Origin of the sequence: Carnobacterium sp. (assembly GCF_045617425.1) — a bacterium.
GTDB lineage: Bacteria > Bacillota > Bacilli > Lactobacillales > Carnobacteriaceae > Carnobacterium_B.
Genome location: NZ_JAZLIO010000015.1, coordinates 261,197 through 277,369, shown reverse-complemented (window position 1 = coordinate 277,369; position 16,173 = coordinate 261,197). Strand labels below are relative to the sequence as shown.

Genomic DNA, 16,173 nt, shown 5'->3' with positions numbered 1-16,173 from the left:
ATCCAATAATGTAAAATTCTTTGTAAGTAATGCTAATTATTGAATTGTTTCTTATAAAGAAATATTTATATAAAATTAAAAGAAGAAAAAAACTTGCCATAAGGCTAGACGTTTTCTCAAAAAAAATCAGTATAAAATTAAAAAAACCTTGATTCATATTTACTCATCCTTTCAACTATAGAAAAAACTTACTTTAGCTCTATTATTATCTCTTACTTTAATTGAAAAGTATCGCACTAATTAGTTTACATTTAGCAACCATTGGTTTGCATTTACCATAAAAAAGGGCTTTGTTTTTAACTGATACAGTTTTTTTGATATTCAATATAAATTTTTAGTAGCAGTGCAATAAGATAGTACAGGTATGCATCTGACATTTTCTTGAGTTAACAAGGATGAGGAACACTTCAATTGAGAACTGCTTTTGCCCTTTAGATTATTTGATAATAGAGAATAATTCACTTTTTTCTTTCTAGCGTTTTAATTAACAAATTTTTTGGTTGGTGGTAAAATCACCTCAAGGAGTGATAGCGATGACAACTATACAAGTAGAACTATTTGATCGTGTTCAAGAACGTTTTGAAGAAACTTTGGACAAAATGACGGTAGAAGAGGCCAATAAAATGCCGCATCCTTTACTTAAATCAGTAACTTGGCTCTTTTGGCATACTGCTCGTGAAATTGATATGCAGATTTCTGATCTAAAAGGCGAAGAAGCAATGTATACAAGTAATGGGTGGAATAAACGTTTTGATTTGCCACTCCCAGATGATACGCCAGAATACAAACATACATCAGAGGAAGCTGAACAAGTCACCGTTTCTGACAAAAATCTCTTAAGTGATTATTTAGATGTCAGTATCAAATTAGCAAAGGATTATTTAGATAATTTAAATGAAGATACTTTAGATAAAATTGTTGATGAAAATTGGTCTCCACCAGTAACTCATCAAGCTCGACTTATTTCTATTATTGATGATGCCGTTATGCATTCAGGACAAGCCGTTTATACACGTCGTTTGGTGATTAATGAATAATAGAAAGTGCGATCAATTAACTTTCTCGCTTAATTACAGCTTATTCGTTGTGTATTTAGTTGCGGTGCATCAGAAGGCCTATTCGTTGCATGGCTCTTTAGCTCAATGTAATAAACTGAAAAATAAAAAAATGGACTTCGTGTTATTTTTAGAGAAGTACAAGGTAAATTTGAAGTGATCCAAGTTGTTGTTATTGGAAAAAGTGATAAAAAAACCGTCTATAAAATCGCTGAAAATCGTATAAATTAACTAAATAAGAGCTCTAACACTATGAAAAGTGTTAGAGCTCTTATTTTACAATACATGAATTTATGTAATTTCATGTATTCAAATATACAAAATAATAGACTATCTATGATTAGTTATATAGTAATTCCATTAGTAAAAAAAGCTATAAGAACGTCCATTGAAATAACAATCAACACCAGAACTAATAATCTGTCTATAATTAGTTGGTAAGTATTTCTTTTAACTGAATTGTTTTTAGCTAGAGTGATTTCATCATATAGACCCAATATCGTGAAAATCAGGATAAAAATTGAACTAATAGTTACTTCAGATCCTGGTGTCTTCAACAAATTGTAAACCACTAAGGGAGTTAGTATTATTAAAAATAACCCTTTAAGTACATATTGTTTATTCAAATTAAATCCCTCTTTTCTATAATGCGTGTAATTTTTTAAAATAAAATCTGTGATATAAAAATTATACCTTACCATTTCATTAATAGTAACCATTGTTTTTATAAGAAAGAGAGAAAGATAATCTAATGATATCAAGGTTATAAATACATGATTCTATCCAATTTCATGGATTGTTTTAGTAAATACCTTTAATAAAATCCTAAGGAGCGATATAATGAATCTTTTTCAAGAAGCTTTGCGACATATGATTCAAATAATTTATGAACCGAAACAATTAACAGTAGAATCCATTCAAGAAGAAAAACAAAATGCTGAATATGGTGCAGGTATATTTAGATTATCGTCTAAAACGATTCGATTTAGGGTCGCAAAAATTACACCTACAAAAATAGGGCAATTTGTTGTTTTCTGGGAAAAAGATAGCAACAATAAAAACCGTCCTTTTTTATCTGAAGAAGCACCTGAATTATTAGTTATAACAACTTTTAAAAACAATAACGAATTTGGTCAATTTGTTTTTCCAAAAGATATACTTGTTGAAAAAAATATACTTCGATCTTCCTCTACTACAGGAAAAATGGCTATAAGAGTCTACCCTAGTTGGGATACTCCAACTAGCAAACAAGCACTGAACACTCAAAAATGGCAAACACCTTATTTTGTTGACATGAGTACTCAAAATCAAGAGTCTATAGATAAAATAATTGACCTATACTCTCTGTAACTTACGAAATAATAAATGTGAAAAATTACCTTATTAAAATAAAGTTTCAAATACATGAATCCATCTAATTTCATGTATTGCTTTATTCTTAGTAATAATAAATACTATAACTAACCAAAAAAAATGAAATGGAGAGATTATAGTTGCTTAAAAAAATGACAAAGTTATTTTCTACAATAAGTATCACGTTTATATCAATTTATATTATCCTATTCTTATCAACTGGCTTAGATAAAATAGGAACATATAACATATGGTTTGCATTTTCATTATCTATTTTTCTATCCGTTGGAGGATTTATTCTATCAACTTTATCAATTATTGGAAAAGGAAAACAAATAGTTGCTTACGTTCTACTATTATTCTCGCTGTTATTAATTCTTTTTACAGTTTTTATATACCTTTTACCTGAAGCCGGAATTCCACCTTATATACCACTGTTTTATTAAGCTTTTTGATATACGTTTTTAAGCAATTTCATGTATCTGTTAATCAGGAAAATAGAAAAGTCACTACTTACCTTTAAAAAATAGGAGTAACTATTTATGAGCAACTATGAAGAATATGAGAATTTATTATCAAAATTTAATTATGATGAAGCAGTTGAATTTTTACTTCAAAAATATGGTTCTGCACAGGATGATTATTTTAGAGAAAATTCCTATCAGAGATTTTTGAAGAAAGAAATAAAAAATATTACAAAAGGAAAATTTTCAAGAACGAGTGAGGGCCTATATTGTCATCATATAGATGAAAAAAAAATGCTGAACATATCCGATAAAGAGTTTGTAAAAAGTAATAAAATTCCGTTTGATTATCAAAAAAAAGAGAGATTAGTTTATTGTGATTTAATAGAGCATAATATTTTACACGTTCTGATTTCAAAAGAAACATCCCTAGAGTTTGGCCACCCAGGATTGCTTGCATTTTTAGTCCCAATTATTGAACAATGGTATCTTGATCAAATAATTCCTAATCCAGCATGGATGAAAAACTGCTATAATAAATCCTTTTTAGTTCCTCAAGAAGCATTTAATATATTAAAAAAAATGAATGAAATATTAGGTGAAAGTTATTACAACAGTTTATCAGAATATTATGAAGAAAAGATGAGGCAAGAAAAGGAAAGAAATAACTGGATAAAAGAGCGAGAACAAAGGTTGAAAGAAGAGAGAATTGAATTGATAAGTAATATTAAACTGTTACATGATAAGAGCCCTAGGCAAACAATAGTTGGAATGGCCTATAATTTAAAATATTCAGACCCTATGAGTAATTTTAATTCCATTCGTACTAAACCATCATATAAAGAATTTGATAGTAAAATGAAAATATATCCTAAAGAAAAAATTTTAGAAGAACTTAAAATATATCTAGAAAATTTAGTAGAGAGTAACAAAGTCTTTCAATTTCTTAGAGATCAGTACAAATAACTGAAAAATATTTATTAACTATTAATAGAGTGCCGCAACTCTAATTTTAATCGAGGATTTAAGAAATTACATATGTTAGGCTTTAAAAAAAGATTTATCCAATAGTTGACTGCTAAATAAGTTGAAAAAGAACGTTTAGTTCAAAAAAGACTCTCTAACCGACTCAAAACGATTCGCATAGTCTTTTCGGTCTGTTTCATCTGATAATTGATCAATAAGTTGTTGGTTTTCTGAAAACCATTCTTCTGTAATAATTATTGATACGCTATCATTAATACCAACTACATTTTTTTCGGTATCTGCTAGATTTTAAAGAAGCTTCTAGTTGTTCTTTAATTGGGAATCTGTTTCTTCTGCCGCTATTTTTTTCTTCAACCACTCGTTTTTGTTCTTTCAATTGTTGTTGCTGAGCAGATATTTCTTGAATATTTAATCCAAATGACATTTTTGATTGAGTTGAATACCCTAATAAAAGAAACACGCTAAAACAAATCACTAAAGAAGTAAGAGATACAAGACTAACTCGTTTTAAATGACCAGAATTCCTCCACTTATGAAGTTTTATCTTTCAAATGAGATAAAGACGTCAAAATACAACCAAACCGCTTAAAACGGGCAAAATACGACATAAGAGTTTCATGAAAAATAAACCCATCAGTTACATTCCATAAAGAACGAAAACATCCCGTAAATAGCTAAAAGGGTAACGGCCCCAATGCCTAAAATACTGATTCATTCGATCCAATAGGTCCGACGTTCTTTTTTAGCCTGTTGATCCGCTTGATGCAAGACCACATCTAATTTCTCTTGGTAGGTGCTTAAATGTTGGTGGACGATTTCATCTGATTTTGCTCCATTTTTTAGGGGAATAGTCGTTTAAATCAACGGCAGTTTGTTGTTTCCATTGCTCATTTTGAGTCAGTAGATCTTGAAACAGATCCACTCTTTTTTATGTACTATTTTAGGAAGCTCGACAAGTTTAAACAACGACTTCCATTTTCAAATTCCCACCTTTTTCACCCTTTCTTTCTAGGAGTATATAGAATGTAGAAAAAAAGTTGCAATACTGGTAGTAAGTAGGGTATATTAGTGAAATTGCAAATAAGACGGACAGTAAGGGGAAAAATATGGATACTTTTACAAAGATAAATGAGACGATTAATGGGATTGTATGGGGGTGGCCGCTTTTAGTTCTTATTTTAGGAACAGGAATTTACTTGACGGTACGGACGAATTTTATATCCCTCACTAAAATTGGTTATGTTATGAAGCAAACACTTTTCAAAATGTTTGCAAAAAAACAAAAAGGTGAAGGAGAAGTCACGGCTTTTCAAGCGGTAGCTACGGCTTTAGCAGCCTCAGTCGGTACGGGAAATATTGCCGGCGTTGGTACAGCTATAGCTATAGGTGGACCAGGTGCAATTTTCTGGATGTGGCTTGCTGCATTGTTTGGGATGGCGACGAAATTCGGTGAGGTTGTCTTGTCTATCGAGTATAGAGAAAAAACTAAGGAAGGCCACTTCGTTGGCGGACCAATGTACTACCTTGATAAGGGAGCAAACATGAAGTGGTTGGGTGTGCTATTTGCCGTTTTTGGTACTATAGCTACCTTCGGAATTGGTAATATGGTGCAGTCCAATTCTGTTGCGGCTTCCCTTAAAAGTACGTTTGACATCGATCCTTTAGTGACAGGTATCGTTTTAGCGATTGCCGTCAGTTTAGTTACGTTAGGCGGTATCAAGAAAATTGGGTTGGTAACTTCAGTGCTAGTACCATTAATGGCAACTATTTACATTGCTGGAGGTGTAATCATTATTATTCTTAATATCGAACTTGTCCCTGCAGCATTTGGTGTTATATTCCACGATGCCTTCACAGGAACGGCAGCTACTGGTGGGTTTGTTGGTTCCACAATGGCAATGACAATCCGCTTCGGTATTTCTAGAGGGGTCTTTACAAATGAAGCTGGACTTGGAAGCGCACCTATTGCTCATGCGGCAGCAACAACAGATCATCCTGTCAGACAAGGTCTTTGGGGTATTTTTGAAGTATTCATTGACACACTTGTCATATGTACCATTACAGCTCTAGTTATTGTTATGACTGGGGTATGGGAAACTGGTCTAGACGGTGCTGCTTTAACAACGGTGGCTTTTAATGAAGGAATGCCATTTGGTGGACAAATCGTGACATTCGGTTTAATCTTTTTTGCATTTTCAACATTGTTGGGCTGGTCATACTACGGTGAACGTTGCATGGAGTATTTATTTGGGCCTAAATCAATTGTAGTTTACCGACTCATTTTTCTTCCGCTTATTGTGGTTGGAGCAGTTGGCGGATTGCGCGTAGTTTGGGCTATTGCGGACACGCTGAACGGCTTGATGGCATTGCCAAACTTAATCGGCCTACTAGTACTTAGCCCGGTAATCGCACGCTTGACTAAGGAATACTTTGGTAAAAAGGGTATTTATGAAAAAGAACGGAAAAAAAGTTAATAAGCAGAATGAAAAGTAAGTTAAAGCTCTCTATCCAATGGTATGGATAATAAAGTTTTTTTAAGCAGCGTAAGATAAATTTCTTGCGTTGTTTTTTTTGATTGAAAAATTTTTTTCATTTTATAAATTGAGTGAAGTTTAGATGCAATTAGTAAGAAATAGATAGATTTTTCTTTCTAATGAATTGTTGTAACGTTATTCTAATCGGAAAATTTAGTTGTCTTAATTTTTTATACAATAGTTTATCAAATGAAGTTAATTTAGTCATTATATTAATTTTAAATTTTTTAGAATTACTAATTCACGAAATTAGATAAAAACATGTATCGAGAACCTTACTAAATCAAGGTTCTTTTTTGTATATTTACTTTTCTAAAAAAGTATTAACAATTGTTATTGATAAGGTATAATCACATGTAAGAAAGTAGATGATTTTATGAAAAAAGAAAATAAATATTATTTAATTAGTGACGTTGTTGTTTTCATACTAATGATCGTAGCTGCTTTAATTTTTAATAATCTTTTTAATCTTACTAGCATAGGAATTAGTTTTATAGCTCTATTGTCAGTAATTATTTCAGAAATTATATTAAATAAATATTTCAAGGAATTTACTCCTCCTAAAAAACAAGAATCTAAAGCAGAAAAATTTATAGAATGTATTGTTATCTTACTTTTAGGGCAAATTCTTATAATTTTCAATACTGGAATATGGGTTGATATAATTTCATTTTATCTCGCATACTTTATTCTTTCTAGATTATTCAGAAATGAAATTTTTGAGAATTGGATTTTTAAACTTCGTTCTCGGTAAATAATTAAGTATGACCTATTGGTATACTTAATTTATACTAGTATTTTTGTGTTATATATCTTTAAAAATAATTTTTGGCTATAATATTTTTTTTAAGAGTAATTAAAATAAAAAATACCACAATTACACAAGTATCCTTGTGGTGTAAAATACACTATTTTATATAATTTCGTGTATGAGAATAATGGAATAACTTGCAACTGGCAAGGTGAGTTTTTCACAATAAGAACTAAATAAAACTCAACATTAGTAGTGTAAGGATAATAAATAGTAAAATGTTACTTCGCGTTGCTTATAGCAACAAGTAATTAATTATATAATAGCAGTAGAAAAGAGGTTATCACTAATGCTAGGGAAAAATATTAAAGCAATTCGAAAATCGATAGGGCTTTCGCAAGAAGAACTTGCGATCAAACTAAATGTGGTGCGACAAACAATATCTAAATGGGAACGAGGTTTGTCGGTTCCTGATTCTGATATGCTTATTTCTATATCGGAAGTGTTTGAAACATCCATAAGCACTTTGCTTGGAGAAACTATAATTGAGTCGAAGGTTGATGACGTAAAAGTGATTTCTGAAAAACTTGAGGTCGTCAACTTGCAACTCGCACAAAGGAAAGCAACAAGGAGCAAAATGTTTCACTGGCTTCTTATTTTATTGTTCGTGGTTATAGCTGTTATTTTCACAGTTTTAATAGTGTCAAGTAGTCCTTACTTGGGTTGGGATTATAGTGACCCTGAAATCGCAGTTGTTGGAGTGGTTTTTCACGGATTTGAGTGGTTGTTCATGAGAATAGCTCCAATTGCCCTTATTGGAGTTATCTTTGGGATTTTTTTGACACGGAAGAAAGTATAAGACTGCTCTACTTTTTTTTAAGGTCTAATTTAAGGAATTAATCGTATAATTGAAAAAATTAAAAAGGAGTGTTTCATATGGGTTTTTGGTACTTTCTAACATTAATTATCGGTATTTATCTTTTAATCCGATCGATATCTGTTTATAGAAACAATCAAGACAGCAAAGTAACCTTTTTTATAAGTATTTTGCTTATTTTATTCTCCTTATTTATGTTTACTCCTTGGAGTGTTCAACTAATTGACTTAATATTTTCATGAATGAGTTTGTCTTAAAGGTAATTAAGACAAACTCAGAAAAAGTGCTAGAAGGACTGACACGATTAAGATAGAGTAGATTTTATGCTCTATCTTTTTTCTTTTTATATTTTGATTTTGTCATAAGTATCAGAATACGCAGTTTATGAAAAATACAGATTAAGATGGAATAAAACCTTGATTACACAATGTTTAGAATACATGATTTTATCTAAATTAATGTATTGATAAACACAATGACTTTATATTTATTTCTGCCATACCATTATGTACTCAATTTCTGAAGTGTTTGTATCTACTACTTCTTTCACTTTTTTAAATTTTTGAGCAGAATAGAATCCAATTGCATTCCTATTTTTTTTATAAACTGTCAATGTTAGTTGCTCACTCTTTTCTTTCGCGATATCAAGTAACTTCTTTCCAATACCACAACCTCTAAATCCTTTTTGAATAAAGATACCTGCAATGTAGTTATCCATAAAGCCCAAAAATCCTACTATTTCTTTCTCTTTGTAATAAGCAAGTATAGTTGCTTTAGGTAATTCGCTTTTTACAAACTCTTTATTGGATATCCAATAGTCTTTATTAATGTAATCATGAGCTTCGATGTTTACATTGAGCCATAATTCTATTAGAGTATCTAATTCCTCATTAGATACTTTTTCAATTTGCTTAATCATATTACTCCTAATCCTTTAACTGTATATATTTTATTTATAATGAAAATAAAAGTTAAAATAATTCGATATTTGTTTAGTGTAATCAACTAAAGTTAACTGTTTCTTCGATACATTAATCTATGTAATTTCATATGTTAATAATAATCATAGTCTTTTTACCCCTTTTATTTTCTTTTACCGATAAGAGCACTTATTCCTACAATCCAAATATAAGAGAAGAAAAGATTCCATAAATAAAAGAGTGAAATAGACTTATTACCTAACAGTGTATAAACTCCTAGAGCTATGAAAAAAATAACCAAAAAAACAGGCGATGTATCTGAAAAAAGTCGTAAAACATTCTTAATACCACGTTCATCTCCATCAGTACCAATAGCTTTCTTTTGTTTTAGTACTTGAATGACTGCCAAAAGGAGCGTTATTATTAGGCCACCATTAAACACTTCATAAGGAAATTCGCCTTGAAAGTAATAAACAAGAAACGAACCTACTAGTGTACAGCTAATAATAAAATAAGGACTCCACTGTATTAGTCGTTCATAACCTGTGCTTTTATCATTTGCACTCATTTATTCTCCCCCTCTAAATACATCGTTTGTCAATTAGCCTATCAAAAAAGACTCTCAATTTTAGTGCTACCTTTAGACTGGAAGTTTAACCATTTTTATTTGTGCTGTACTCTTCTTTGACAGACGTCTCAAATAGGGTTTATTCCTTTTATTAATCAAATTTCCTAATCAAAGGGACTATTTATTTATATATATACTAACAAATAACACTGAAGAAGGGTAAGTATATCCTTCTTCCGTGTTATTTTTACTCTAGATATACTATTCTTCCCAATAGATATAGATCATTAGATTATAATTTGGATAATCTACGACTCCTCACTATAAACCATTTTTTTGTTATATTTTACATATTTTGTAAAAGAATCCACTAAAGTTCGAGTAGTCTTTTTCGTTAAAGGGTATAGAACTAGTCCAGCGAGACATAAAAGGATACTTATGAACGATTGGAAAAGTGAAAAACTTTGTACTCCTATTATGTTAGCGCCTAAAAGGATCATTGGCGATAAAATAAAGGTTCCTGTAACTAACCACAGGGAAAAAACGAGTAAGATAATGGTTAGAGCTACGACTGAAAATAACAGTAAATTGAACAAGAGTACCCCAGCTAACGCGAACCAATTGAATTTTTTCATTGCTATTTCCTCCTCTTTCTTTTGTACAGATTTTTTTGTTTCAGAAATCAGTTCGTCAATCGACAGTCCATAGAGGCTACTTAATTCTTGTAAAACAAAAATATTCGGCAGTGTTTTATTTTGTTCCCACCTCGAAACAGTTTGTCGAGTAACATATAATTTTTTGGCAATATCTTCTTGAGTGAAATCCATTGCTGCTCGTGCTTCTTTTAGCGACTGACCTAATGACATTTAACTTATCTCCTTTATAATGAGTAGCTTACTTAATTTTAGAAGAAAATAAAAGCAACAAACATGTTACACTGTTGGTACAACAGTCTTCTTACCGTAAATTTATAAACTTTTTACTTATGTATACAAGGTTATCTTTAATGATTTTATGTGAAATAATGCGTTTCAAGCTATTAGGATACTGTGTATGTGTGGTCTGTTTTTATAAATACATAATTCCATTTAATTTCATGTATTTATAAGTGCATGAATTATGATTCAGTTTTTATTATTATTTGCTATTCCTTTTGATTTTATAAAGTAAGTGATAAAAAATATTACCAAGCCAATTATAAGTAAGATGAATTCAGTTCCTAAAACACTCGTTTTAACATACTGATAGATTGATAACATTAGTAACGAAGCTATGTAAAACATATTAGACCATTTTGCAGATGATTCTCCTATTGACTTTTTTATTTTACTTTCGTTTTTCATAGCTGAAGTCTCCTTTTTTATTTTTAGTATATCAAAGATGAACGAACTTATTTAATTAGAGTAAAAAAAACAAAAAGAACCTTGTAAAATCAAGGCTCTAGATACATGAATTTATATTGTTTCATGTATCCGATGTTAAAAATGACTCTCTTGCTAAAAATTAATAGAGTTAGTATCACATGATATGAGTATACTTAAAATTATCTAAATATTTTAAGCCGTATCCAAAAAACCTGTCCATAAAAATATGAATAAACAAAATGAGTGAAGCACAAATAAAAAAATTTTCTTGAAAGTACAATCCCAAAGTAAGAAAAGCGCATGGAGCAATTAAATTATGTTCTATATGTTGAAATCACACTAATTATATACTTTATAATTAGATATTAAAATCGATTATAAAATTTAATAAACTACCTTTTTATTATTTATTAAGAAAAAAGTACATAGTGAATCCTATTTAATGATACTATTGAAAGGTTTGATAGTATAATTAAATAGGAAAAATTATGGAAGAAAAAATGAAAAACTTACTTTTACTCAGTATAACTTTTTTAACTGTCTTAACAGATTGTGAAATGGAAGGTTCAAAAGAATTTATAAATGATAGTCAAAATAACTCTACACAAACTGTTACCGAAAATTTAGATATAATAGAAGAGGTATCTAAAAAAAGCTAGAAAATTCTGAAGCAATAGATAGTTTAGAAAACTATCAAGAATTTTTGAGTCAAGATTTTTTTGCTATCAATGATAAAACCTCCTTTTTTAATTTATATAAAGTATAGTGTCAAAAAAGGAGTAGTCTAGCTTAAAGATTATATGTAGTTAAATGTTATTTTATAAGCATTTAAAAGAAGAAAGTTTATTAAATATATCAACGTATAAAAAATTAAATTAAATGATGAACTGGTCTATGTCAATTAGACTAGATAATAGCTTGAATCATAGATATAAGCGATATAGGAAAGGCACTTAATCATCCTTATGTGACCAAACCAATAAAAATTTATTTATTTATATTTATTTTTTTGTTTACAAAATGATATTTTTGTTTTACTATTGACTCGTCAATGATTGATTAGTCAATTTAAAAAGACAAAAGGAGGTATAGTTTGAATCTTAGAGAATTTAGTAGTCTTCTGTATCAGATAAAGATTGCGAACCAAGAAATGACAACCAAATTTGAGGAAGTAACTGGATTTAGTTTGACCAGGTATGAATTAATGATGCTTCTTAAAGAAACAGGAAAATGTTCGCAAAAAAAAATACAGCAGAGGTTACATATTGATAGTGCTGCTGTTACGAGACATTTGAAAATTTTAGAAGAAAAAGAATATGTGATTCGAGAAAGAAATAAAGAAAATAATCGAGAAATTTTCGTGGAAATTACTGAAAAAGCAAAAATGGATCTTGAAAGCTGTGAGAAAGAACAGGATAGACCACAAAATCCCTTATATCATCTACTTAGTTCTGTAGAAGAGAACCAATTACGACTATTGCTTAAAAAATTAATCAAAGAAGAGGTTTAAAAATGACAGTAAATAATAATTTTTCAGATATCGCTTATAACAGAAAATCTATCAGAGTGTACGATGAAAGTGTCAAAATTTCTAATGAAGAAATGCTTGAAATGATCCAGAAATCAACTATCGCACCCTCGTCAGTAAATATGCAGCCTTGGCGTTTCGTAGTCGTCGAGAGTCCTGAAGAAAAACAAAAATTGAAACCATTAATTCGTTTCAATACAAGACAAAATGACACATCTTCAGCAATGATACTTATATTTGGAGATATGGAATGTTATGAGTATGGAGAAGCAATTTATAATCAGGCAGTAAGTGAAGGTAAAATGTCTCCACAAGTGAGAGATGAACAATTAGCTGCAATCATCCCTTATTACAAAAATTTTACTAGAGAAGAAATGAATGATGTCGTAAAAATTGATTCCAGTTTAGCTGCTATGCAATTTATGCTTGTTGCACGTGCTTATGGATATGATACGAACCCTATTGGTGGATTTGAAGCCGATGAATTAGCAGAAGCATTTGGCTTAAAAAAAGAACGTTATGTACCTGTCATGATTCTATCCATTGGTAAAGCATTAGAAGAAGGATATAATTCTATTCGATTGGATCCAAAAGAATTCACTACTTTTAAATAAGAGAGGAAGCTGATCAAATGAAAGTTATTAATGCCTCATTTTTTATCAAAGGAAATCAACGCGAGAATTTTCTATCAGACACTAAAGAATTAATTTCAGAAACTAGAAAAGAAGAAGGTTGTTTAGCCTATAATCTTTACGAATCACTAGAAGAAAGAAATACATTCATTATGGTAGAAAAATGGAAAGATCAAATTGCAATTGATATCCATAATCAAAACCCTTTACTACAAAGTTTTATCAGTAAAGTTGCTGATTACAGCATAAAAGCACCAGACTTAAAAATTTTTGAATTAGGAGACTAAATGATGACTATATGGTCTATTATCTTAACGGTAGTCGTTGCTATTGAGTTTTTTTATATCATGTATATCCAAACAATTATTACAACTTCTAGCAAGACAAGTCGTATATTCAACATTGATCAAAAAGAATTAAGTCAAAAGTCACTTAATGTATTACTCAAAAACCAAGGAGTATATAACGGATTAATTGGGTTAGGATTGCTCTATGGTGCATTTTTATCACCAAATTCACTTGAAGTCACAAGATTACTATTAGTTTACATTATAATTGTTGCTTCATATGGTAGTGTCACAAGCAGTAAAAAAATTATTTTTACACAAGGTGGCCCAGCTCTAGTAGCCTTAATTTCAACACTGTTCTAATTTTTATAACTACGTCTCTACGAAGGAGCTAGTGTTAGAAAATAGTTAGATTTTCCAAATTATTAGTAAGCAATAGATCGATTTAAGTCCTTAATGGGTACTAAAAACATTTAACTTGAACCCTTGTTTCGAAGACAATAAAAAAGAGGGTTAAATAAAGAAACTAAAAAACTGACTCCAGTGCTGTACTGGAGTCAGTTTTTTAGTTTTCATTGCCTTCTTTAGTAAATGTACTATTGAATGTAGTTGTCAATATAACTCTTTGATTCTGTTAACTTAATTTAATTCTTCTAAAAAATTTTGTTTTTAAACTATGCAAATGAATCATTCATTTACGCGGTCAGTTCGCTTTTAAAAGTATGTAAGCAGTTGATAGTAGCAGCGGCAATTGTAAGGTCACTTTTCTTAACAATCAAACAAATATACTTCATACGAACATTATTTTTTTACTATTAGGAGAGAAAATTGGGTATTTTTACTATCTCACTTTTGTTAATATTTATAAAATAATAGTTAGAAATAAGCTAATACAATTGTTAGATGCTTCTATTAAAATCTTTCAAACCTATTCTTTACTCATTTCTTAACCGATCTCTTCAAGTTCTGTATTCATAGTTTCATTACATACTTGTATTAGTTTAATTTTTTTTTCGAACGCAGTTCTTTTTGAAAAGGTGTTCTATTTTTAATAGTTAAAAAATAGATGTTTATTTCTTACCACTTGTGATACCTATCAACTCTTTAAAAGCAATTAAAAACACAGATTAAATAACCAGTTTACAAAGGTATACTTTTTTTAAACTACGAAAGTACATTACCCCCTTGTGTATAATCTTTTCGCTGCTACTATATCTAACTGCTACGATTATATTAGCAATTTTTTTTTTTGTTTCAAGTATTTTTTATAAAAATCTAATGATTTTTTTCGCTGTTTATAGTTAAATTTGATTGCACAAATCCAGTTTATAGAGAAAAATAATTGTTTATGCCTATAGCTGAAATACATGGATTTACATATAATCTTGTATCTATGACAGCAATAGTCTATCTAACATTTTGACTTGTAGGATGAAAAGTTATATAGTAGTACAATACTATTTTGGGAATGAATGTCTCCCTAAGCATATTGCTTAAACCGCTTATTAAAGCTGATGACTTCTGCGCATAGGCCGCAGTCTGTCGTCAGCTTTTTTTGTGCGGTGAATGACCAATGTAGTTTTTAATTAAGATGGAGGTAGAATAAAGAATGCTTTTAAGTATAGCTTTGATATTGATTGTTGGTTTTATATTTAGTTCAATTTTTAGTCGTTTACGTTTACCGGGTTTATTGGGTCTCATTTTAACCGGGATTATTTTGGGTCCTTATGGCTTAGATCTTTTAGATCCGAAGATTTTGTCTATATCAGCTGATATACGTCAAATTGCATTGATCGTTATTTTGTTCAGGGCAGGATTGACAATGAATATTAGTGATCTGAAAAAGAATGGTCGCCCGGCTATTTTAATGACCTTTTTGCCGGCTACATTTGAAATAATAACTGTCACTATACTCGCTCCGTTGTTATTTGGAATCAGTACTTTAGAAGCCGCTATTTTAGGGGCCGTTTTAGGAGCTGTTTCTCCTGCAGTTGTGGTTCCGCGAATGATTTTTCTTATTGAAAATGGCTACGGAAAAGCGAAAGGGATTCCGCAAATGATTTTAGCAGGAGCCTCTGTAGATGATGTTTTTGTCATTGTATTATTCACGTCATTCTTGGGGATGTTTCAAGGAAATGGATTCAATTTCTTTTCATTGCTCTCTGTTCCTGTAGCAATTTTATTTGGTATTCTAGTAGGAATTCTAATGGGATATCTCATGGTTAAACTATTCAAATACCTTCATATTCGTGATACCGTAAAAGTGTTAGTGATTTTAAGTATCTGTTTCTTAATGGTTTCTCTAGAAGAGAGTTTGAAAGGGATTTTTCCAATTTCAGGTTTATTAGGCGTTATGGCTTTAGGGGGGATTATATTGAAACTATATCCACTTTTAGCTAAACGAATCAATACCAAGTTTTCAAAAGTTTGGTTAGGTTCAGAAGTATTTTTATTTGTCTTGGTAGGATCAGTAACGGATATAACGGCCCTTAGTGAAGCAGGAGTTGCTGTTATTCTATTGATCGTCATTTCTTTAATCTTCCGTATGCTAGCTGTATTTTTAAGTGTATCTGGTACAAATCTAACCGTTAAAGAAAAATTATTTACAGCAGGCGCCTATACCCCAAAGGCAACAGTACAAGCAGCGATTGGTTCTCTTCCGCTAGCAATGGGAGTGCCAGCAGGTAGCCTTATTTTAAGTGTCGCCGTTCTTGCTATTATTTTGACAGCTCCACTAGGTGCAACATTTATAGATCTTTCCTACAAAAAACTGCTAGAAAAATAGGAGTGTAGGCTACTTGTTACTAATCTATCAGTAGTTATAGAAAAAAATATGATTAGTTCTATATTGAA

Annotated in this window: 18 protein-coding genes and 1 riboswitch; of the genes, 12 read left to right on the top strand and 6 right to left on the bottom strand. The window is 30.5% G+C overall.

Going from position 1 to position 16,173, the window contains the following annotated elements; translation table 11 throughout:
- The first annotated feature begins 533 nt into the window (after positions 1 to 533).
- From ACKI3H_RS08780 to ACKI3H_RS08770, 3 genes are all read left to right on the top strand, one after another.
- The gene (locus ACKI3H_RS08780) at positions 534 to 1,037 is read left to right on the top strand and encodes a DinB family protein (RefSeq protein WP_407371894.1); all 504 of its coding nucleotides are present in this window, start codon (positions 534 to 536) and stop codon (positions 1,035 to 1,037) included.
- An 858-nt stretch (positions 1,038 to 1,895) separates the two neighbouring features.
- The gene (locus ACKI3H_RS08775; protein WP_407371893.1) at positions 1,896 to 2,405 is read left to right on the top strand and encodes a MepB family protein; all 510 of its coding nucleotides are present in this window, start codon (positions 1,896 to 1,898) and stop codon (positions 2,403 to 2,405) included.
- Positions 2,406 to 2,950: 545 nt separating this feature from the next.
- Positions 2,951 to 3,838 (top strand): hypothetical protein, encoded by an 888-nt coding sequence (locus ACKI3H_RS08770; protein ID WP_407371892.1) that lies wholly within the window; start codon positions 2,951 to 2,953, stop codon positions 3,836 to 3,838.
- Positions 3,839 to 4,109: 271 nt separating this feature from the next.
- Here ACKI3H_RS08770 and ACKI3H_RS08765 read toward each other — a convergent pair whose 3' ends face one another.
- Positions 4,110 to 4,319, bottom strand: coding sequence for a hypothetical protein (locus ACKI3H_RS08765; RefSeq protein WP_407371891.1), 210 nt, complete (start codon positions 4,317 to 4,319; stop codon positions 4,110 to 4,112).
- A gap of 646 nt (positions 4,320 to 4,965) precedes the next feature.
- Between ACKI3H_RS08765 and ACKI3H_RS08760 the strand changes: the two genes are divergently transcribed.
- The 3 genes from ACKI3H_RS08760 to ACKI3H_RS08750 all read left to right on the top strand — a co-directional run bounded on the left by ACKI3H_RS08760 (position 4,966) and on the right by ACKI3H_RS08750 (position 8,003).
- Positions 4,966 to 6,333 carry an alanine/glycine:cation symporter family protein gene (locus tag ACKI3H_RS08760; protein WP_407371890.1) on the top strand — a complete coding sequence of 456 codons (1,368 nt, stop codon included), beginning with the start codon at positions 4,966 to 4,968 and terminating at the stop codon, positions 6,331 to 6,333.
- A 436-nt stretch (positions 6,334 to 6,769) separates the two neighbouring features.
- On the top strand, positions 6,770 to 7,147 hold the full coding sequence (locus tag ACKI3H_RS08755) for a hypothetical protein (protein WP_407371889.1): 378 nt from the start codon (positions 6,770 to 6,772) through the stop codon (positions 7,145 to 7,147).
- Between the two features lie 346 nt (positions 7,148 to 7,493).
- Entirely contained in the window at positions 7,494 to 8,003 is a 510-nt protein-coding gene (locus ACKI3H_RS08750) for a helix-turn-helix domain-containing protein (RefSeq protein WP_407371888.1), read from the top strand.
- A gap of 505 nt (positions 8,004 to 8,508) precedes the next feature.
- On the opposite strand, the gene ACKI3H_RS08745 is transcribed toward ACKI3H_RS08750, so the two are convergent.
- From ACKI3H_RS08745 to ACKI3H_RS08725, 5 genes are all read right to left on the bottom strand, one after another.
- On the bottom strand, positions 8,509 to 8,940 hold the full coding sequence (locus ACKI3H_RS08745) for a GNAT family N-acetyltransferase (protein ID WP_407371887.1): 432 nt from the start codon (positions 8,938 to 8,940) through the stop codon (positions 8,509 to 8,511).
- Between the two features lie 164 nt (positions 8,941 to 9,104).
- Positions 9,105 to 9,509, bottom strand: a complete 405-nt coding sequence (locus ACKI3H_RS08740) for a hypothetical protein (protein ID WP_407371886.1) — start codon at positions 9,507 to 9,509, stop codon at positions 9,105 to 9,107.
- Positions 9,510 to 9,817: 308 nt separating this feature from the next.
- Positions 9,818 to 10,375 carry a helix-turn-helix domain-containing protein gene (locus tag ACKI3H_RS08735; RefSeq protein ID WP_407371885.1) on the bottom strand — a complete coding sequence of 186 codons (558 nt, stop codon included), beginning with the start codon at positions 10,373 to 10,375 and terminating at the stop codon, positions 9,818 to 9,820.
- Positions 10,376 to 10,633: 258 nt separating this feature from the next.
- A complete protein-coding gene (locus ACKI3H_RS08730; protein WP_407371884.1) occupies positions 10,634 to 10,852 on the bottom strand; it encodes a hypothetical protein in 219 nt (72 codons plus the stop codon).
- Between the two features lie 175 nt (positions 10,853 to 11,027).
- Positions 11,028 to 11,198: a DUF4260 family protein gene (locus ACKI3H_RS08725; protein WP_407371963.1), complete on the bottom strand. Its 171-nt coding sequence runs from the start codon at positions 11,196 to 11,198 to the stop codon at positions 11,028 to 11,030.
- Positions 11,199 to 11,361: 163 nt separating this feature from the next.
- Between ACKI3H_RS08725 and ACKI3H_RS08720 the strand changes: the two genes are divergently transcribed.
- The 6 genes from ACKI3H_RS08720 to ACKI3H_RS08695 all read left to right on the top strand — a co-directional run bounded on the left by ACKI3H_RS08720 (position 11,362) and on the right by ACKI3H_RS08695 (position 16,105).
- A complete protein-coding gene (locus tag ACKI3H_RS08720; protein ID WP_407371883.1) occupies positions 11,362 to 11,532 on the top strand; it encodes a hypothetical protein in 171 nt (56 codons plus the stop codon).
- Positions 11,533 to 11,966: 434 nt separating this feature from the next.
- Complete coding sequence (locus ACKI3H_RS08715) at positions 11,967 to 12,383, top strand: MarR family winged helix-turn-helix transcriptional regulator (RefSeq protein ID WP_407371882.1); 417 nt, start codon at positions 11,967 to 11,969, stop codon at positions 12,381 to 12,383.
- 2 nt (positions 12,384 to 12,385) lie between these two features.
- Entirely contained in the window at positions 12,386 to 13,015 is a 630-nt protein-coding gene (locus ACKI3H_RS08710; protein WP_407371881.1) for a nitroreductase family protein, read from the top strand.
- Between the two features lie 17 nt (positions 13,016 to 13,032).
- A complete protein-coding gene (locus tag ACKI3H_RS08705) occupies positions 13,033 to 13,320 on the top strand; it encodes a putative quinol monooxygenase (protein ID WP_407371880.1) in 288 nt (95 codons plus the stop codon).
- A 3-nt stretch (positions 13,321 to 13,323) separates the two neighbouring features.
- Positions 13,324 to 13,683: a DUF1304 domain-containing protein gene (locus ACKI3H_RS08700; protein WP_407371879.1), complete on the top strand. Its 360-nt coding sequence runs from the start codon at positions 13,324 to 13,326 to the stop codon at positions 13,681 to 13,683.
- Positions 13,684 to 14,775: 1,092 nt separating this feature from the next.
- A riboswitch (Fluoride riboswitch) is annotated at positions 14,776 to 14,851 on the top strand.
- Positions 14,852 to 14,929: 78 nt separating this feature from the next.
- Entirely contained in the window at positions 14,930 to 16,105 is a 1,176-nt protein-coding gene (locus ACKI3H_RS08695; RefSeq protein WP_407371878.1) for a cation:proton antiporter, read from the top strand.
- Positions 16,106 to 16,173 lie beyond the last annotated feature (68 nt).